Origin of the sequence: Mycolicibacterium llatzerense (genome assembly GCF_025331195.1) — a bacterium.
In the GTDB taxonomy this organism is placed as follows: Bacteria; Actinomycetota; Actinomycetes; order Mycobacteriales; family Mycobacteriaceae; genus Mycobacterium; species Mycobacterium llatzerense.
Genome location: NZ_LXOV01000017.1, coordinates 303,894 through 323,150 on the forward strand (window position 1 = coordinate 303,894; position 19,257 = coordinate 323,150).

At 67.5% G+C, this 19,257-nt stretch carries 18 protein-coding genes; 11 read left to right on the forward strand and 7 right to left on the reverse strand.

What is annotated here, in order from left to right:
• Positions 1 to 44: 44 nt before the first annotated feature.
• From A7G45_RS29080 to A7G45_RS29105, 6 genes are all read left to right on the forward strand, one after another.
• A complete protein-coding gene (locus A7G45_RS29080) occupies positions 45 to 599 on the forward strand; it encodes a TIGR02234 family membrane protein (protein WP_377042142.1) in 555 nt (184 codons plus the stop codon).
• A 94-nt stretch (positions 600 to 693) separates the two neighbouring features.
• The gene (gene trpC, locus A7G45_RS29085) at positions 694 to 1,512 is read left to right on the forward strand and encodes an indole-3-glycerol phosphate synthase TrpC (protein ID WP_260942072.1); all 819 of its coding nucleotides are present in this window, start codon (positions 694 to 696) and stop codon (positions 1,510 to 1,512) included.
• Between the two features lie 36 nt (positions 1,513 to 1,548).
• Entirely contained in the window at positions 1,549 to 2,820 is a 1,272-nt protein-coding gene (gene trpB, locus A7G45_RS29090) for a tryptophan synthase subunit beta (protein WP_260942073.1), read from the forward strand.
• Positions 2,817 to 3,608, forward strand: coding sequence for a tryptophan synthase subunit alpha (trpA, locus tag A7G45_RS29095; RefSeq protein WP_260942075.1), 792 nt, complete (start codon positions 2,817 to 2,819; stop codon positions 3,606 to 3,608). The genes trpB and trpA overlap by 4 nt, the downstream gene beginning before the upstream one ends.
• A complete protein-coding gene (gene lgt, locus A7G45_RS29100; protein WP_260942077.1) occupies positions 3,605 to 5,368 on the forward strand; it encodes a prolipoprotein diacylglyceryl transferase in 1,764 nt (587 codons plus the stop codon). The genes trpA and lgt overlap by 4 nt, the downstream gene beginning before the upstream one ends.
• Before the next feature lie 178 nt (positions 5,369 to 5,546).
• Positions 5,547 to 6,167: a TetR/AcrR family transcriptional regulator gene (locus A7G45_RS29105; RefSeq protein ID WP_260942079.1), complete on the forward strand. Its 621-nt coding sequence runs from the start codon at positions 5,547 to 5,549 to the stop codon at positions 6,165 to 6,167.
• A gap of 103 nt (positions 6,168 to 6,270) precedes the next feature.
• On the opposite strand, the gene A7G45_RS29110 is transcribed toward A7G45_RS29105, so the two are convergent.
• A complete protein-coding gene (locus A7G45_RS29110; protein WP_260942081.1) occupies positions 6,271 to 7,425 on the reverse strand; it encodes an LLM class flavin-dependent oxidoreductase in 1,155 nt (384 codons plus the stop codon).
• A 142-nt stretch (positions 7,426 to 7,567) separates the two neighbouring features.
• Between A7G45_RS29110 and A7G45_RS29115 the strand changes: the two genes are divergently transcribed.
• The 3 genes from A7G45_RS29115 to A7G45_RS29125 all read left to right on the forward strand — a co-directional run bounded on the left by A7G45_RS29115 (position 7,568) and on the right by A7G45_RS29125 (position 10,363).
• Positions 7,568 to 7,963 carry a DUF2752 domain-containing protein gene (locus A7G45_RS29115; RefSeq protein WP_260942083.1) on the forward strand — a complete coding sequence of 132 codons (396 nt, stop codon included), beginning with the start codon at positions 7,568 to 7,570 and terminating at the stop codon, positions 7,961 to 7,963.
• Positions 7,964 to 8,071: 108 nt separating this feature from the next.
• Positions 8,072 to 9,490, forward strand: a complete 1,419-nt coding sequence (gene pyk, locus A7G45_RS29120; protein ID WP_260942085.1) for a pyruvate kinase — start codon at positions 8,072 to 8,074, stop codon at positions 9,488 to 9,490.
• A 12-nt stretch (positions 9,491 to 9,502) separates the two neighbouring features.
• Positions 9,503 to 10,363 (forward strand): acyl-CoA thioesterase II, encoded by an 861-nt coding sequence (locus A7G45_RS29125; protein ID WP_043398406.1) that lies wholly within the window; start codon positions 9,503 to 9,505, stop codon positions 10,361 to 10,363.
• 12 nt (positions 10,364 to 10,375) lie between these two features.
• Here the strand turns inward: A7G45_RS29125 and A7G45_RS29130 are convergent, their stop codons facing one another.
• The 6 genes from A7G45_RS29130 to A7G45_RS29155 form a co-directional block, all read right to left on the reverse strand.
• Positions 10,376 to 10,831, reverse strand: a complete 456-nt coding sequence (locus A7G45_RS29130; protein WP_260942088.1) for a DUF4190 domain-containing protein — start codon at positions 10,829 to 10,831, stop codon at positions 10,376 to 10,378.
• The gene (locus A7G45_RS29135; RefSeq protein ID WP_260942090.1) at positions 10,828 to 12,348 is read right to left on the reverse strand and encodes an ATP-binding cassette domain-containing protein; all 1,521 of its coding nucleotides are present in this window, start codon (positions 12,346 to 12,348) and stop codon (positions 10,828 to 10,830) included. Before A7G45_RS29135 ends, A7G45_RS29130 begins: the two co-directional genes overlap by 4 nt.
• Positions 12,335 to 13,954, reverse strand: a complete 1,620-nt coding sequence (cydD, locus tag A7G45_RS29140) for a thiol reductant ABC exporter subunit CydD (protein WP_260942092.1) — start codon at positions 13,952 to 13,954, stop codon at positions 12,335 to 12,337. Before cydD ends, A7G45_RS29135 begins: the two co-directional genes overlap by 14 nt.
• 23 nt (positions 13,955 to 13,977) lie before the next feature.
• Positions 13,978 to 15,033 (reverse strand): cytochrome d ubiquinol oxidase subunit II, encoded by a 1,056-nt coding sequence (gene cydB / locus A7G45_RS29145; protein ID WP_260942094.1) that lies wholly within the window; start codon positions 15,031 to 15,033, stop codon positions 13,978 to 13,980.
• Positions 15,034 to 15,045: 12 nt separating this feature from the next.
• Positions 15,046 to 16,494 (reverse strand): cytochrome ubiquinol oxidase subunit I, encoded by a 1,449-nt coding sequence (locus tag A7G45_RS29150; protein ID WP_260942096.1) that lies wholly within the window; start codon positions 16,492 to 16,494, stop codon positions 15,046 to 15,048.
• A 143-nt stretch (positions 16,495 to 16,637) separates the two neighbouring features.
• On the reverse strand, positions 16,638 to 17,225 hold the full coding sequence (locus A7G45_RS29155; protein WP_192830231.1) for an HdeD family acid-resistance protein: 588 nt from the start codon (positions 17,223 to 17,225) through the stop codon (positions 16,638 to 16,640).
• Positions 17,226 to 17,444: 219 nt separating this feature from the next.
• Here A7G45_RS29155 and A7G45_RS29160 point away from each other — a divergent pair, with 219 nt between their 5' ends.
• Both A7G45_RS29160 and A7G45_RS29165 read left to right on the forward strand, forming a co-directional pair.
• Entirely contained in the window at positions 17,445 to 18,317 is an 873-nt protein-coding gene (locus A7G45_RS29160; RefSeq protein ID WP_231575629.1) for an ABC transporter substrate-binding protein, read from the forward strand.
• Between the two features lies 1 nt (position 18,318).
• The gene (locus A7G45_RS29165) at positions 18,319 to 19,254 is read left to right on the forward strand and encodes an amino acid ABC transporter permease (protein ID WP_043398391.1); all 936 of its coding nucleotides are present in this window, start codon (positions 18,319 to 18,321) and stop codon (positions 19,252 to 19,254) included.
• The last annotated feature ends 3 nt before the right edge of the window (positions 19,255 to 19,257 follow it).

Here is a 19,257-nt window from a genome sequence, read left to right on the forward strand (position 1 = left end):
GGACCACCCGCACCGCTCAGGTGCTGCTGCTCGTCGCCGCGCTGATGCTGTGGGGCGCCTCCCGGCTGCCCTGGGTCGACGTGTCGTCGTTCGACGGGCTGGGCCAGCCGAAGGCGACGACGCTGTCCGGCGCGGCCTGGTCGACGGCCCTCATCCCGCTGGCGCTGCTGGCCGCCGCTGCCGCGGTGGCGGCGCTGGCCGTGCGGGGCTGGGCGCTGCGGCTGCTGGCGCTGCTGGTCGCCGTCGCGAGCGCCGGGATGGGATATCTGGCCATCAGCCTGTGGGCGGTCACCGACATCTCGGTGCGCGCCGCCGACATGGCGCAGATCGCGGTCATGTTCCTGGTGGGGACCCAGCGGCACTACTGGGGCGCGGGTGTGACGCTGGCAGCCGCGGTATTGACGCTGGTCGGAGCCGTGCTGCTGATGCGTTCGGCAGGTCGCGGCGCGACCGCCCCGGCCACGTCGAAATACGCCGCGCCGGGCGCGCGCCGCGAAGCGGTGCAGGAAGAAGCTGCCGACGGCATGTCCGAACGGATGATCTGGGATGCCCTCGACGAGGGGCATGACCCGACCCAGAACGACGGGGGGAGCAAATGAGCGTGGCCCGGTGGCAGTCTGCGCCGCCCCGGCGACTACCCTTCGAGATGATCATCTGGCTTGCCGAACCGGCACGGAAGGACGACGACGCGTTATGACTTCGGGGACCGTGCTCGACTCCATCATCGAGGGAGTTCGCGCTGATGTTGCCGCCCGCGAAGCCGCGCTGAGTCTGACCGAGGTCAAGGAGCGGGCCAAGAAGGCGCCTTCGGCCAAGGATGCACTCGCCGCGCTGCGTGAGCCGGGCATCGGCGTCATCGCCGAGGTCAAGCGCGCCAGCCCCAGCAAGGGTGCGTTGGCGCAGATCGACGATCCCGCCAAGCTGGCCAAGGCGTACGAGTCCGGCGGTGCCCGGGTGATCAGCGTGCTGACCGAGGAGCGTCGCTTCAACGGTTCGCTGGCCGACCTGGACGCCGTGCGTGCCGCGGTGTCGATTCCGGTGCTGCGCAAGGACTTCATCGTCACCCCGTACCAGATTCACGAGGCTCGGGCCCACGGCGCCGACATGCTGCTGCTGATCGTCGCCGCGCTGGAACAGTCGGTGCTGACCTCGATGATCGACCGGACCGAGTCCCTCGGGATGACGGCGCTGGTCGAGGTACATACCGAAGAAGAAGCGGACCGGGCCATCCAGGCCGGTGCCAAGGTCATCGGCGTCAACGCTCGGGACCTCAAGACCCTCGAGGTCGACCGTGACTGCTTCGGCCGCATCGCGCCCGGCCTGCCGAGCAACATCATCCGCATCGCCGAGTCGGGGGTGCGCGGCACCGCCGATCTGCTGGCCTACGCCGGTGCCGGCGCCGACGCAGTCCTGGTCGGTGAAGGCCTGGTGACCAGCGGTGATCCCCGCAGCGCCGTCGCCGACCTGGTGACTGCCGGCACGCACCCGTCCTGCCCGAAACCAGCCCGCTGAATTGTGGGCTCCTGCGCAAAGAGCAGTTGAGTTCTGATGTCTGATCGCACTGGTACTGAATTGCCGCGGATGAGCGCCGCGGTCGCCGAAGCCACAAGCCACGACCCGGACGCCAAAGGGCACTTCGGTGCCTATGGCGGGCGTCTGGTGCCCGAGGCGCTGATGGCGGTCATCGAGGAAGTCACCGCGGCCTACGACAAGGTCCGCACCGACCAGACCTTCCTCGACGAACTCGACCGGCTGCAGCAGCACTACACCGGCCGGCCGTCGCCGCTGTACGAAGCGACCCGGCTGTCCGACCATGCCGGCGGTGCGCGGCTGTTCCTCAAACGAGAAGACCTGAACCACACCGGTTCTCACAAGATCAACAACGTGCTCGGGCAGGCGCTGCTGGCCAAGCGCATGGGCAAGACCCGCGTGATCGCCGAGACCGGCGCCGGCCAGCACGGTGTCGCGACCGCGACGGCCTGCGCGCTGCTCGGCCTCGAATGCGTCGTCTACATGGGTGCGGTCGACACCGCCCGGCAGGCGCTGAACGTGGCCCGGATGCGGCTGCTCGGCGGCACCGTGGTGTCGGTCGAGGCCGGCTCGGCGACCCTCAAGGACGCCATCAACGAAGCCTTCCGCGACTGGGTCACCAACGCGGACGACACCTATTACTGCTTCGGCACCGCGGCCGGACCGCATCCGTTCCCTGTCATGGTGCGCGACTTCCAGCGCGTCATCGGTATGGAGGCGCGCGTCCAGATTCAGGAGCAGGCCGGCCGGCTGCCCGACGCGGTGACCGCGTGCGTCGGCGGTGGCTCGAACGCCATCGGCGTCTTCCACGCCTTCATCGACGACCCGGGCGTGCGGCTGGTCGGTTTCGAAGCGGCCGGCGACGGCGTCGAAACCGGAAGGCACGCAGCCACTTTCACCGGCGGCTCGCCGGGTGCGTTCCAGGGTTCGTTCTCCTACCTGCTGCAGGACGAGGACGGCCAGACCATCGAATCGCATTCCATCTCAGCCGGTTTGGACTACCCGGGCGTCGGTCCCGAGCACGCCTTCCTCAAGGACACCGGTCGCGCCGAATACCGGCCGGTGACCGATACCGAGGCCATGGAAGCGTTCGGCCTGTTGTGCCGCACTGAGGGCATCATCCCGGCGATCGAGTCGGCGCACGCGGTGGCGGGTGCTTTGAAACTTGGTAGCGAACTGGGTCCGGGTTCAGTGATCGTGGTGAACCTGTCCGGACGTGGCGACAAGGACGTCGAGACGGCGGCGAAGTGGTTCGGGCTACTGGACGGCGAGACTGGGGAAGCGTCATGAGCCGACTGGCTGGACTGTTCGAATCGTGCCGGGCCGAAGGGCGTTCGGCACTGATCGGGTACCTGCCGACCGGCTACCCGGACGTGCAGACCTCGATCGACGCGATGGTTGCCATGACCGAATCCGGTTGCGACATCATCGAAGTCGGCGTTGCGTACTCCGATCCCGGGATGGACGGGCCGGTTATCGCGGCTGCCACCAACACCGCTCTGCAAGGCGGGGTGCGGGTCCGCGATGCGCTGCGGGCGGTCGAGGCGATCAGTAACGCCGGCGGTCACGCCGTCGTCATGACCTACTGGAATCCGGTGCTGCGCTGGGGCGTTGACGCCTTCGCGCGCGACCTGGCGTCGGCCGGCGGCCTCGGTCTGATCACCCCCGACCTCATTCCTGACGAGGCCGACGAGTGGTTCAGCGTCTCCGACGCACACAACCTGGACCGCATCTTCCTGGTGGCGCCGTCGTCCACGCCCGAGCGGCTGGCTGCCACGGCGGCTGCCTCGCGCGGGTTCGTCTACGCCGCGTCGACCATGGGCGTGACGGGTGCGCGCGATGCGGTATCGAACATGGCGCCGGAATTGGTGGCCCGCGTGCGGGCCGTGTCAGACATCCCGGTGGGTGTCGGCCTCGGCGTGCGCTCGCGGGAACAGGCTGCCGAGATCGCGGCCTACGCCGACGGAGTCATCGTCGGCTCGGCGCTCGTGTCGGCGCTCGGCGACGGCGGCATCCCCGCGGTCCGAGCGTTGTCCGAAGAACTGGCCCACGGAGTGCGACAGAAAGTTTCCGCGTGACCACATCGCTGCTGGCATACATCCCGAGTCCGGCCCAGGGCGTCTGGCACTTGGGGCCGGTACCGATCCGGGCGTACGCGCTCTGCATCATCACCGGCATCATCGCGGCGCTCATCATCGGCGATCGCCGCTGGGTGGCGCGCGGCGGTGAACAGGGCGTCATCTACGACATCGCGCTGTGGACGGTGCCGTTCGGTCTCGTCGGTGGTCGCCTGTACCACCTGATGACGGACTGGCGTACCTACTTCGCCGAGGGTGGCGCGGGTATCTCCGGAGCCGTCCGGATCTGGGACGGCGGCCTTGGCATCTGGGGCGCGGTCGCACTCGGCGGCGTCGGTGCGTGGATCGGCTGCCGCCGGCACGGAATTCCGTTGCCCGCGTTCGGCGATGCCGTCGCACCCGGGGTGATCCTGGCCCAGGCCATCGGCCGGTTGGGCAACTACTTCAACCAGGAGCTGTACGGCCGGCCGACCGATCTGCCGTGGGGTCTGCAGATCTTCCAGCGCAGCGATGGCTCCGGTGTGGTCAATCCGCACCTGCTCAACGGGGTATCGACGGGGCAGGTCTACGACGTCGTGCACCCGACGTTCCTCTACGAATTGCTGTGGAACCTCCTGGTTTTCTTCTTGCTGCTCTGGGCCGACCGCCGCTTCAAGTTGGGTCACGGCCGACTGTTCGCGCTGTACGTCGCCGCCTACTGCGTCGGCCGCTTCGGCGTCGAGTTGATGCGCAGCGACACCGCCACGCTGATCGCCGGTATCCGGGTCAACTCGTTCACCTCGACGTTCGTGTTCATCGGTGCGGTGGTCTACATGATGGTGGCGCCGCGGGGCCGTGAGGATCCGGCGACGCTCGGTGGCCGTCATGCCGACGAAGCGGAGGCTGAAGCCGACGTCGAGGCTGAGGGCGCGCTGTTGGCCGTGCCGGTGGCTGTTGCGGCCGGTGCTGCTGTCGGCGGCGGGGACGACGCCGAGGAAGTCGCCGACGAGGCCGACGCCGTCGAGACCCAACCCGACGAAACTGTGGCTCTCGCAGAGCAGGCCGTCGACTTGGACGAGCCGGCTGACGAAGCTGAGTCCGACGAGGACGCTGCTGAGGCTGAGGCAGCGGATACCGAGGAGCCGGGCGACGAAGCCGAAGACGCGGTCGACGAGGACGCAGTCGACGCCGAGGCAGCCGTAGAGGAATCTGTCGACGAATCCGTTGAGAAGCCAGTCGATTCCGACGAGGTCGAGGACGAGGACGAATCCGACAACGAGGCCGAAGAGCTGGCCGTCGACGAGGACGAGCCTGCCGAAGAAGCCGACGAGGACGAAGCCGCCGAATCGATCGGGGAGACAGCGGAATCCGAGGACTCTGATGCGGCCGAGACCGAAGACGCAGCAGTCGAGGAAGACGTTGTCGCGGAGGATGACGCAGCCGAGGCTGAAGATGAGGCTGCGGACGTCGCCGACGAGGACGCCGACGAACCTGCCGCCGACGAAGCGGCCGCGGAGACAACGGAATCCGAAGAGTCAGCCGACGAGGCTGACGGCAGCACCGACGAAGAGCCCGACGCCGACGGCGAAGACGACGCAGACGAGGCTGAAGAAGTCGCCGACGAGGCTGCCGACGAAGCCGATTCCGACGATGAACCGGCCGATGAGCCGGTCGAAGAAGCTGAGCAGAAGGTGGCAGCCACCGAAAAGGTTGAGCCAGTTGGGGTTCCCGTGTGGGAGCCGCCGGCGCCTCGTCGTCGTTGGTGGCGTCGTCAGGGCTGAGGCCAGAACCTCGTCGTTGCCCCTGCGATGAGGGCGGAAACGGCCGAGTAGCGAAGACCCTGGGCGCAGGCTCAGCGCGGCCTCACATTATTACCGCTGCGAAAGTGCGCACAAGCTGGAGTTCATGCGATCGGTATGTTCCTGACTCACCGGTCATTTTCGTGTTTGCGGTGGTTGGATGTCCCCTGTGGATGACATAGCCGACGGAGCGCAGCTGCAGCAGTCTCGGCAGGACCGCATCCTCAATGCTGCGCTGCAGGTGTTTGCGCAACGGGGCACGTCCGATGCGACGCTGCAGATGGTGGCGGATACGGCCGGTGTGTCGGTCGGGCTGGTGCAGCACCATTTCGGCACCAAGGACGGGTTGATCAAAGCCGTCGATGGCGTGGCCATGAACCTCATCAGCAGCACCATGTTCGCCGCTTTGAAGAGCCCGGGTCCCGATTCGGTGGAAGAGATCGGCAGGGCGGTGCACTGCCTGCTCACCGAGCACCTGGTGGTCATGGACTATCTCGGCCGGGCGGTGGCCTCTGAAACCCCCAGTGGCATAGCGCTATTCGATGCCATGGCCCGCAGTGGCATCGAGCGGTGGGAGCGCATGGTCGAGTCCGGCGATGCGGTGGACGGCCTCGATCCGGTCTGGGCCGGGCTGAACCCATTGATCCTGACGCTGGGCTCGATCGTCTTGCGCCGGCACCTGGACCGTCATCTGCCCGCGTCGTTCACCTCTGATCCGGAACTGGCCAGGTGGGAACACTCGGTCAATGAGTTGATCCGGCACGGTCAGTTGCGCCAATAAGCCCCCACTGGGTTTGCCCGAACCGTTACAATACGGCAATATTGTCGCCGGTTCGCGGCGAACGTCGGTGTCGAGGGGTCACCGACGTTCGCATTTCACCGCCTCAGAGCCTCTTGATGCCCTGAATGATCCTGTTGAACGGTTGCGTCGTCATCACTCCGTTCCTCAAGCTCCGCTGCATGACGCCGGCATTGACCAGCACCAGATAGCGCACTCCGCAATCCCGCCATTCGGCGGCCTGCGCGATGACTTCGTCGACGGTTCCGTTGAGGCAAATCTCGCGCATCAGCGACGGCGGGATGGCGGCAACGTGGGACAGCGCGGTTTCTTCGTCCATGCCGTGCGGCAGCAGATCCTGGGCGCCCGAGAAACCGGCTCCCAGGGGATGTTGGGCACCGTGGCGGGCGTAGACCTCGTCGGAGGCGTTGAGTGCCAACGACTTGATTATCTCGGAGTCCAGCGCCGCATCAACGGCGTCGCGACTGCGGCCAGTGATGACGAACAACATGACGGCGGGGAGCACGGCCATCGGGTCGCGGCCCGCGTCAGATGCCACCGTGCGGACGACTTCCAGGCGTTGGACGTAATCCTTTGGCCGGTGCGGGAATCCAGGGAAGTAGGCATCCGCGTAGCGCCCGGTTGCGCGTAACATCCGTGGCCCGTGCGCGCCTATCCAGATCTCGGGCCACTTGCCGCGGTAGGGCGGCAGCTCGAAAAGGGCATCACGCAAGGGGAAATACGGCGAGTCCCGATTGACCAGTTCGCCGCCCGAATCCCAGAGCGCGCGGATGGTGGCCATCGCTTCTTCGAACCGGGCCACGGGGGCGGACCAGTCGACGCCGTACGGTTCGTTTCCTTCTCGTTCCCCCGGGCCGATACCCAGGATCGCCCGTCCACGGGTGAGCAGGTGCAGCGTCGCGGCCGCCTGCGCGGTGACGGCGGGATTCCGGCGGCCGGTGTCGGTCACGCCAACGCCGAGCCGCAGTCGACCGACTCGATTGCGAGCTGCGATGTGCCCCAGCATGGTCCACGGCTCCATACTGGCGTCGATCTTCGGCACGACTCTGGCTGCACCACAGTACTTTTGTTTCCATAGCGACCGCGGAAACAGTTGATTGAGATGGTCGGGCACCCAGAACGAATCGACGCGGCTCGCGACCGCACCCAGATAGCTGGCCCGGGTGAACGTCTCGGCAGCCGGCCGTGCGGCGAGGATCGGATCCGCGACACCGACACGCATTCGGGTGGTTGTGGTCATTGCGTTCCTCTCCGTTCGCGCTGGTCGATTTCCGGCATCGAATTCGGGGTCGGTCCGTCCACTGTCCGTTGCGCGGCCGCGCAGAGCATCAGCCGAACGGCGTAGATCGGCGATCGGTGTTCCGGCCGGGCATCATGGACTGATGACGTCAGGCAGGGTCGCGCGCGTGGCGGCGGTGGCCGGCACCGGAGGCGTGGCACTGGCCGCGCTGACGTACATCGGCCTGGCCGATCCGCACCGCCCCGGATTCGGGTTTCCCCCGTGCCCGTTCAAAGCGCTCACCGGATGGAACTGTCCGCTGTGCGGCGGGCTGCGCATGACCCACGACGTGTTGCACGGCAACTTCTCGGCCGCCGTGGTCGACAACGTGTTCGCGCTCGTCGGATTGCCGTTGCTGGTGGCATGGCTGGTCGTGTGCTGGCGACGACAGCTGTCGGTGGCGCCGCCGCTGGTGACCGCGCTGGTGGCGATGGTCGTGTGGACGGTGGTCCGCAATCTGCCGGGATTCCCGCTGGTGCCGACGTTCAGCCAGCCGTAGCGGCCGGCCGCGGACACCACGTCGCAACTCCCTGTTCGACTGATATTGACGTGCTGACGGCGCTCCCGGCGGACCGTTATCTGAATCGATCCACTATGCTCATGCACTGTGAATAGGCGCGGAAAGATCGTCTGTACCCTGGGCCCGGCTACCTCCACCGATGAGACCGTCAGGGCGCTGGTGGAAGCTGGGATGGATGTGGCACGGCTGAACTTCAGTCACGGTGCGCACGCTGACCACGAGGTGGCGTACAAGCGGGTTCGTCAGGCTTCCGACGCCTCGGGCCGCGCGGTCGGCATCCTGGCCGATCTGCAGGGCCCCAAGATTCGGCTCGGTCGCTTCGCTGACGGACCCACCGAGTGGCGCACCGGCGAGACGGTGCGGATCACCGTCGATGAGTGCGAGGGCACCCACGACCGCGTGTCGACCACCTACAAGCAGCTGGCCGAGGATGCTGTCGCCGGCGACCGCCTGCTCGTCGATGACGGCAACATCGGACTGACGGTCACCGAGGTCGACGGCAATGACGTGGTCTGTACCGTCACTGAAGGCGGGCGGGTCAGCAACAACAAGGGCCTGTCCCTGCCCGGGATGAACGTGTCCGTGCCGGCCTTGTCCGAGAAGGATATCGACGACCTGAAGTTCGCCCTGAAACTCGGCGTCGACCTCATCGCGCTGTCGTTCGTCCGGTCGCCGGCCGACATCGAACTCGTGCACGAGGTGATGGACGAGGTGGGCCGCCGGGTTCCGGTGATCGCCAAGCTGGAGAAGCCCGAGGCCGTCGACAACCTCGAGGCCATCGTGCTGGCCTTCGACGCAGTCATGGTCGCCCGCGGTGACCTGGGCGTCGAACTGCCGCTCGAGGAAGTGCCGTTGGTGCAGAAGCGCGCCATCCAGATGGCCAGGGAGAACGCCAAGCCCGTCATCGTGGCCACTCAGATGCTGGAGTCGATGATCGAGAACTCCCGCCCCACCCGGGCCGAGGCCTCGGACGTCGCCAATGCGATTCTCGACGGCGCCGACGCCGTGATGCTCTCCGGCGAGACCTCGGTCGGCAAGTACGCGCTCGAGGCCGTGCGGACCATGGCGCGCATCGTGAAAGCCGTCGAGGCGAATTCCACGGACGCGCCGCCGTTGACCCATGTGCCGCGCACCAAGCGTGGCGTCATCTCCTACGCGGCCCGCGACATCGGGGAGCGACTGGACGCCAAGGCGCTGGTCGCGTTCACCCAGTCCGGGGACACCGTGCGCCGGCTGTCCCGCCTGCACACCCCGCTGCCGCTGCTGGCGTTCACCGACCTGCCGGAGGTGCGCAGCCAGCTGGCGCTGACCTGGGGGACCGAGACGTTCATCGTCCCGCAGATGGACAGCACCGACGGCATGATCCAGGAGGTCGACAAGGCGCTGCTGGAGCTGGACCGCTACAAGCGCGGTGACCTGGTGGTCATCGTCGCGGGCGCGCCGCCGGGCACAGTAGGCTCGACCAACCTGATCCACGTGCACCGGATCGGGGAGGAAGACCACTAGCGGGAGCGACACGTGACGACAGCTGATTTCGAGGAACTGCTCAAGGTTCTCGATGTCGCCCGGGTCGATGACGACACCTTCACCGGTGGTCATCCCAGCCGGAACCCGGTCCGTACCTTCGGCGGTCAGATGATGGCGCAGGCGTTCGTCGCCGCCAGTCGTACCGTGCCGCCGAAGCTGCCGCCGACGACGATCACGACGCACTTCATCGCCGGCGGCGACCCGGAGCGGGACCTGGAGTTCAAGGTGGTCCGGTTGCGCGACGAGCGGCGGTTCGCCAACCGCCGGGTCGACGTCATGCAGGGCGACACGCTGCTGGCGACGGCGTTGGTGTCACACCTGGCCGGCGGACGGAGTCTGGAGCATGGCGTCAAGGCGCCTGCGGTGCCGGATCCGTTGTCGCTGCCCACGATTGACGATCTGCTGAAGGGCTACGAGGAGACCGTTCCGCTGTTCGTCGAGGCGCTCAAACCGATCGAATGGCGCTACACCAACGACCCGGCCTGGGTGATGCGCGACAAGGGCGGCAAGCTCGACCACAACCGCGTGTGGCTCAAGACGATGGGCGCCATGCCCGACGACCAGGTGTTGCACGCCGCGGCGCTGGTGTACTCGTCGGACACGACGCTGTTGGACTCGATCATCACCACCCACGGGCTGTCGTGGGGCCACGACCGGATTTTCGCGGTCAGCATGAACCACACCGTCTGGTTCCACCGGCCGATCAAGTTCGACGACTGGGTGCTGTATTCGACGACGTCGCCGGTGGCCGCCGACTCGCGGGGCCTGGCGTCGGGGCACTTCTTCGACCGGGCCGGCCAGGTGCTGGCGACGGTGACCCAGGAAGGCATCGTCAAACACTTTCCGGGCTAAGGCCTTTCGGTCTCAGCCCTCGACCTTGACGCCGAATTCCTTCTCGATGCGACTCCGAAAGTCCTGGACGCAGGTGCTCTGCGCGTTCTGGTCCTGCCCGGCGCGCGTCATGCAGTCGGTGTAGTCGCTGAACCCGACCTGGCGGTAGAAGCCGATCACCACGAAGACGAACACCACCGCCAGGACCGTGGCCAGCGCGCCCAGCGCGATGCCCGCCCCGGCCACCACGGCGTTGTTGGCGAGCCCCTCTTTGACCCGGTTGCGGCCGATGACGCCGCATGCGACGGCACCAAGCCCGAACAGCAGCCCACCGACCACCGACCACGAGGTCAGCAGTCCCACGATGCCCAGCACCAGCGCCGTGGTGCCCATACCGTTGCGCGGAGCCGCCGTGTACGGCCCGTATGCCGCGTTGGCGTACGGCGGCGGTGGCGGCGGGGGATACCCGCCACCGGGATACATGCTCATGACTGCGCAGGGTACCCGTCGTTGCTGAGGTCCAGCACCGTGCAGTCCAGGTTCGCCGGCAGATGGTGGGTGGCCACCACCACCGCGCGGTCGGCGCCGAACAGTGCACCCGGAGTGAGGAGTTCGGTGAGCAACCGCTCGCTGTCCGCCGCATCGAGGTGTTCGGTCGGTTCGTCGAGGAGCACCACGGGGAAGTCGGTCAGCAGGGCGCGGGCGAGCAGCAGTCGGCGCCGCTGGCCGGCCGATACCGCGGCGGCCCCGCCGACGAGCAGGGTGGACAGACCGTCGGGCAGCGTCGCCAGCCACGGACCCAGGCCGACCTGTTCCAGGGCGGTGGTGAGTTCGCCGTCGGTGGCATCGCCCCGGGCCACCAGGAGGTTGTCGCGCAGCGTGGTGTCGAACAGGTGCGCATCCTCGGCGAAAAACCCTGCCGGTGAATCGGTTTCGCGGAAGCGGTCGGCAGTCGACAACAGCAAGGTGGTCTTGCCGCGGCCACTGGCCCCCAGCACGGCGACTCGATCGCCGGCCGCCGGCTCGAGCGGTGGGACGGCCGTGAGGACGCGGTCGTCGGGATCTTCGGTCAGCATGCCGGTCAGCCGCGCGATGGCGATGCGGGCTCGCGTCAGCTGCACCGCCGCGGCCGGCAGGGCGCCGGTTGCCTCGAACGCCGACAACGGCAGCAGCATGAGGACCGCCAGCGTGGTGGGCGCGACGGTCGAGGTCAGCGAGATGGCGGCCAGCACCGCGGCGATGGCACTCGCGCCGGTGGCCAGGATCGGGACCGCGGCGGCCAGGGCGGCGGGCCGGGCGGCGCGGTCGGCGGCGTCGCCCCAGCGCCGGTGGTCCTCGGTGGCCTGCGCGATGACGTCGGTCAGTCGGCCGGCCACCGCCAGTTCCGCGGCATGGTCGAGGGCCAGCATGACGGCCCCGTCGCGGTCTGAATGATGTTCGGCGGCAAGGCGCTCGGTGGCCTCCGCGGCGCGGGCCGCCTGCCAAGGCGCCCACCCGCCGGCGACCACCAGCCCGGCCGCGAGGGCCAGGGCCGCGGCGGGGGAAATGACGGCGATGACGATCACCGAGGCAGTCGAAAGCACCGTCGCCACGGCGATGGGTAACACCGAGCGCACCAGGGTGTCGGCCAGATCGTCGACGGAAGCGCCCGCGCGCGAGACCAATTCGCCGCTGCTCAGGCGCAGCACCGTCGCCGGTGGTGCGGCGCACAGGCGCCGGTACAGCTCGGTGCGGGCCCGGCCTGCGGCCCGCAGGGCCACGTCGTGCGATGCCAGGCGTTCGCAATAGCCCAGTACCCCACGGGAAATGCCGAACAGGCGAACCGCCACCACCGCGACAGACAACTGGAGAATCGGCGGTTGTTGCCAGGCCCGGGTGATCAGCCAGGCCGACACCCCGGCCAGGGCGAGGGCGCTGCCGAGCGCCGCGGACCCGAGGAAGACCGCCAGCGCCAGACGCGGGAGACGGGGCCGGAGCAACGCGATCGCGAATCTAACTGTGGACACGGGAAGCACCTCCCACCTGGACGACCTCGTCGCCGATGGCCAGCACCGCGTCGCGGTGTCCGACGACCAGCACGGTGGCACCGGCCTCGGCGCGGGCCCGGATCGCGTGCAGTACCTGGATTTCCAGCTCGGCGTCCAAATGTGAGGTCGGTTCGTCGAGCAGCAGTACCGGGCAGGGCCTGCCGAGGACCCGGGCCAGCGCCAGCCGCTGCCGCTGGCCCAGCGACAGCCCGGAGCCACCGCGGCCCAGCACGGTGTCCAGTCCGGCGGGCAGCGTGGCCAGCACCTCGTCGAATCCCGATGCGCGGCAGGCACCGTCGAGGTCGGGGAGGGTGCCGAGCAGTTCCAGGTTCTCCCGCACGGTGCCCGGAACCAGTACCGGCCGTTGGGGCAGCCAGCCGATCTGTTGCCACCAGTGCTGCCGGTCCAGCGTGCCGACCTCGAGTCGGTGCGCGTCATCTCCGATGAGTACCCGGCCTGCGTCGGGCGGCGTCAGCCCCAGAATCGCCTGCAGCGCCGTGCTTTTCCCGCTGCCGTTGGGCCCGGTCAGCACGGTCACCGCGCCGGGCGCGGCCCGCAGTGTCAGCTGGTGCGGCGCCGGCCCGTCGCGGCCGTCGATGCTGACCTGCTCCAACTCGATGGTCGGCCGCGCCCCGATCCGCGCGGTGCCGGATTCCGGTTGCCCGGCGGCTGCCAGCAGGTGGTAGGCCTGCCCGAAGGCGACCTTGCCGTCCTGCGCCGCATGAAATTCCACGCCGACGCGGCGCAGCGGCCAGAACACCTCGGGGGCCAGCAGCAGGACGGTCAGGGCGACCGGCAGCGTGACCCCACCGCTGACCAGCCGCAGACCGACGCCGACGGCGACCAGCGCCACCCCCAGCGTCGCCAGCAATTCGAGGACCAGCGCCGACAGGAACGCGATACGCAGCGTGGCCAGGGCCGAATGCCGATGTGCGTCTGACAGTTCGGTGATGCGTGGCGCGGCGCCCTCGGCGCGGCCGAGGGCGCGCAGGGTGGGAATGCCCGCGATGAGGTCGAGCAGACGCGACTGCAGGGTGGCCATGGCGGCCAGCGCGGCCGCTGACCGCTCGGTTGTCATGACACCGATCAGCACCATGAACAGTGGGATCAGCGGCAGCGCGATCAGGACGACCGCCGCGGATTTCAAGTCGCAGGCGGCGATCACGATCACGGCCGCCGGCGTCAACAACACGGACATGACCACGGCGGGCAGGTAGCGGGTGAAGTACGGCCGCAGTCCATCCAGGCCGCGGGTCAGCAGGATCGCGGCCTCGTCGTGCACCGCCTGTCGACGGTGCGGCGGCAGTGCGGCGACGACGGTGAGCACCTGCGCATCGAGGTCGGCGATCATCGCGGTGGCGCCGTGCTGGCTCAACCTGGCCTGCCACCACTGGGCGCCGGCGCGCACTGCCCACAGTGCGGCGACCGCCGCCAGCCTTGGCGCCCAATGCGACAGCGGTGCGCCGGTGGTGATGACCCCGGCCACCACCTGCGCGGTGAGCACTGCCGCGGCGAGCGCCGCGGCAGTGATGACGACCCCGCTGCCGACCGTGGCCGTCAGATGCCGCCGCAGACCGGCGGTCATGCGGGGATTGGTCGACGATCGGGTCAGTGCGGCCCGCCGTTCGGGGACAACCCGATGGAAGCCGGGATGTGCTCGGCCGAAATCCGTTGCCGGAATACCCAGTACGTCCAGCCCTGGTAGGCGATCACCAGCGGCGTGAGCAGCAGCGCGGCCCAGGTCATCACCTTGAGGGTGTACGGCGACGACGACGCGTTGTGGATGGTCAGGCTCCACGCCGGGTCGAGGGTCGACGGAATGAGATTCGGGTACAGGCAGCCGAACAGCAGCGCGACCACGGCGGCGACGACCACCGCCGTCGCCGCGAATGCCCAGCCGTCGGCGCGGCGCGTCCACACCAGCCGGACGGCCGAAAGCTGTGCCACCACAGCGATTCCCAGTGCTATCCAGGTCACGTCGTCGCCGTAGGCCACCTGGGTCCAGATGCCGAACGCGGCGACGATCACGGTCACCGGAACGGTCAGTCGGGTGGCGAAGCGGCGCGCGTCATCATGCACGGCCCCTTCGGTTTTGAGCGTGACGAACACTGCGCCGTGGAACGCGAACAGGCTGGCCGTGGCGATGCCGCCGAGCAGCGAGTACGGGTTGAGCACGTCACCGGCCGACAGCTGAATCTGATGGTGGGCGTCGACCGGGAGGCCGCGCAGGATGGAGGCGAAGGCCACGCCCCACAGCACGGCGGGCAGCCAGGAGCCCATGGCGATGCCGATGTCGGCCCGTCGGCGCCACTGCGGATCGTCGATCTTGCCGCGCCATTCGATGGCGCAGACCCGCACGATCATGCCGACCAGGATGGCCAGCAGTGGCAGGTAGAGGCCCGAGAACAGCGTGGCGTACATGCCCGGGAACGCCGCGAACATCGCGGCGCCCGCGGTGATGATCCAGACCTCGTTGCCGTCCCACACCGGTCCGATGGTGTTCAGTCCGGCGCGGCGGTGCTGTTCCGGGTCGCCTTTGACGGCGCTGTCGGTGCGCCCGAAGAACTCCATGAGCATGCCGACGCCGAAGTCGAACCCCTCCAGGACGAAGAAGCCCACGAAGAGCGCGGCCAGGATGACGAACCAGAGGTTCTGAAGTGTCATGGCTGCCCCTTCCTAGTACGCGAACGACAGTGGCGCGACGTCGTCGCTGTCGGGTGGGGTGGGTGGTGTCGGCTCGGCGTCGTGTTCGAGTGGCCCCTCGAGCGTGTAGCGGCGCAGCAGCCAGAACCAGATGACGGCCAGCAGCGCGTAGAGCGTCGTGAAAGTGATCAGGGAGATCCAGACCGTGCCCGCGCTGTGGTCCGACACGCCCTGCCGGATCGTGAGATGCAGGTTCGGGTCGCCCGTCGGGTTGTTGGCGACCACCCAGGGTTGGCGGCCCATCTCGGTGAAGACCCAGCCTGCGCTGTTGGCCAGGAACGGCATGGGCAGCGTCACCAGTGCGAAGATGCTCAGCCACCGCTGCGTCGGGATTCGGCCCTTGCGCGTCAACCACAGGGTGGTGAGCGCGAAAAGCCCTGGGAAGGCCAGCAATCCGATCATCATGCGGAACGACCAGTAGGTGACGAACAGGTTGGGTCGGTAGTCACCCGGGCCGTACTTGGCGACGTATTCCTTCTGCAGGTCCTGCACGCCCTCCAATCGGACGCCCTCGAACTTGCTCTCGGCCAGGAAGGGCAGCACGTACGGCACCTCGATGACGTGCGTGACGCTGTCGCAGTTGTTGTGGGTACCGATGGTCAGGACCGAGAAGTCCGGGTCGGTTTCGGTGTGGCACAACGATTCTGCCGACGCCATCTTCATGGGCTGTTGGACGAACATCAGCTTGCCCTGGAAGTCCCCGGTGAGCCCGAGCGAGGCCGCTGCGACCAGCGCGATGGAACAGCCCAGCATGGCGGCCGGGCGGAACATGGTGCGCGATTCTTCGGTGTTGCCGCCGCGCACCATCCACCAGGCGCTGATCGCCGCGACGAAGGTCGAGGCCGTCAGGATCGCGCCGCCGACCGTGTGCGTGAACGCCGCGATGCCCGTGTTGTTGGTCAACAGCTCCCAGATGCTGGTGAGCTCTGCCCGTCCGGTCTCCGGATTGTAGTGCGCGCCAACTGGATGCTGCATGAACGAGTTGGCCGAGATGATGAAGAACGCCGACGCGTTCACGCCGAACGCGACGATCCAGATACACGCCAGGTGCACCAGTCGGGGCAGTTTGGTCCAGCCGAAGATCCACAGCCCGAGGAAGGTGGATTCGAAGAAGAACGCGGCCAGGCCCTCCAGCGCCAGGGGCGCGCCGAACACGTCACCGACGAATCGTGAGTACTCACTCCAGTTCATCCCGAACTGGAATTCCTGCACGATGCCCGTGGCCACGCCGAGGGCGAAGTTGATCAGGAACAGCTTGCCGAAGAACTTGGTGAGCCGATACCAGGCCGAGTTGCCGGTCACCACCCAGATGGTCTGCATGACGGCCAACAGCGGCGCGAGGCCGATGGTCAGCGGGACCAGGATGAAGTGGTAGACGGTGGTGATCCCGAACTGCCACCTCGATACGTCCAGTGCGTCCATTGAGCCTGCCCCGAGCCGGAGGGATTGATCTACGACTTACTGTAGTAGTTCATGCGGGTGGTGGTCTAGACCTGCCGAACAGGCAATTGTGTGGCCAGGCGCACACGTGCGCCCGGCCACACAGCACATTCCGGTCAACGGCCTCAGGCGTTGGTCGTCGCCTCGTCGATGGCCTTGTCAACAGCCTTGGCGCCCTTGCGGATTCCGAACGCGGTGATCACTTCGGCGACGCCGGTGACCACCAGCCAGATGCCGGTCACCAGTGCCAACGTGCCGATCGACTCGATCGGCGAGCCCAGCACGACGAAGCCCGCGATCAGGCTGATGATGCCGAGGAAGATGTTCCAGCCGCGGGCGGGAAGGGTGGGGTCGCTGATCGCCGACACGGTGGTGGCCACCCCACGGAAGATGAAGCCGATGCCGATCCAGATGGCCAGCAGCAGTACGGCATCGCCGATGTGGCGGAACGCCAGCACGGCGAGCACCAGGGATGCCGCGCCGCTGATGAAGGCCAGCACCCGGCCACCGGCCGAGATGTGCAGGCTGAAGGCGAACACCACCTGGCCGATGCCGCTGATGAGCAGGTAGGCGCCGAACGCGATCGCGGCCACCAGGATGGTGATGCCGGGCCAGGCCAACACGGCCGCACCGAGTGCTACGGCGAGCAGGCCCGAGATGAGGGCGGATTTCCACAGGTGCTGCAACAGACTTGGCGGAGTTTGCGTGGTCATTGACGCAGTCTCACATATTTGACGCGGGCTGCGCAGAGTTCGGACGACCCTGTTTTTCACGGTGGACAACCGTCGATTGGCACGCTTGATGACCACAGTGCCGATAAGGTGCTCCCAAGTCATGGCAGGTGTGATCGGTACAGAGTGAAGCAGTAGGGAAGAGGCAACGTGTCAGGTGTCAGTCGGACCCGTCGGGGCACAGCATGGCGCATTGCAGTGGTGGTGGCTGCCAGTAGCGCATTGGCGCTGTCGGGCTGCACGAAGAACACCGAATCCACGTCGCCCGCGTCGAGTTCGTCGGCCGCTCCGGCCGCCAAGGTCGAGTCGATCGCCAACACCGTGCCGGAGGCCATCAAGTCCAGCGGCAAGCTGATCGTCGGCGTGAACCTTCCGTACGCGCCCAACGAGTACAAGGATTCGAGCACCGGGAAGATCGTCGGATTCGATGTCGACCTGATGAATGCCATCGCCCAGACGCTCGGCCTGACGGTCGACTACCGGGAGGAATCGGACTTCTCCAAGATCATCCCGGCGATCCAGGCCGGCACCTACAACGTCGGGATGTCGTCGTTCACCGACAGCAAGCAGCGTGAGCAGCAGGTCGACTTCGTCACCTACTTCTCGGCCGGCAGCCTGTGGGCGCAGCGCGCGGGTGGCCAGATCGACCCGAACAACGCCTGCGGCAAGAAGGTGGCGGTCGAGTCGACCACGGTGCAGGACACCGAGGAACTGCCCGCCAAGTCCAAGACGTGCACCGACGCCGGCAAGCCGCCCATCGACGTGGTGAAGTTCGACAACCAGGACCAGGCCGCCAATGCGGTCGTCGTCGGCCAGGCTGACGCCATGTCGGCTGATTCGCCGGTGACGCTGTGGGCGATCAAGCAGACGGGCGGCAAGCTGGTGCAGGCGGGCGAGGTCTTCAATTCGTCGCCGTACGGCTGGCCGGTCAAGAAGGGGTCCCCGTTGGCCCAGTCGCTGTTGCAGGCGCTGCAGCACCTGATCGACAACGGCACCTACAAGCAGATCGCGACCAGCTGGGGCGTGCAGGCCGGGATGATCGACAAGCCGGTCGTCAACGGGGCCACCAGCTGACGTGACGAGTGCTGAGTCGGCGGCTGCCCCGCACGGGCCTGCTGCCATCGACGCGGTGCCGCTACGACACCCGTGGCGGTGGGTGGGGGCCGTCGCGATCCTCGTCATCGCCGGCCTGTTCGTCTACGGTGCCGCCACCAACGAGGCCTACGGGTGGGACACCTACCTCAAGTACCTGCTCGACGAGCGGGTGGCCGAGGCGGCCTGGAATACGTTGCAGCTCACCATCTATGCGATGACGATCGGCTTGGTGCTCGGCGTCATCCTGGCCGTGATGCGGCTGTCGCCCAACCCGGTGTTCCGGGCGGTCGCGTGGGGCTATCTGTGGATTTTCCGCGGTACTCCGGTGTACGTGCAGCTGGTGTTCTGGGGCCTGTTCCCGTCGATCTACCAGAACATCCAGATCGGGGTGCCGTTCGGCCCGTCGCTGTTCCACATCCAGCTGCAGGGTCTGTCGCTGGCGTTCGAGATGGCGTTCATCGGACTGGGCCTCAACGAAGCCGCCTACATGGCCGAAATCATCCGTGCCGGAATCATTTCCGTCCCGGAGGGGCAGACGGAGGCGTCGGTCGCCCTCGGCATGTCGTGGTGGATGACCATGCGGCGCACGGTCCTGCCGCAGGCGATGCGGGTGATCGTGCCGCCCACCGGCAACGAGTTGATCAGCATGCTCAAGACCACCTCGCTGGTCACCGCCGTGCCGTACACCCTCGAGCTCTACACTCGTACCCGCGACATCTCGGCGGTGCTGTTCCAGCCCATCCCGCTGCTGCTGGTGGCCGCCACCTGGTACCTGGTCATCACCAGCGTGCTGATGGTCGGGCAGTTCTACCTGGAGCGGTACTTCTCGCGGGGGGCGTCGCGGAAGCTGACGACCAAACAGCTTGAGGCCCTTGCCCGGGCACAACTGGGAGACCACGGGGGTGTGCCCGCATGACCC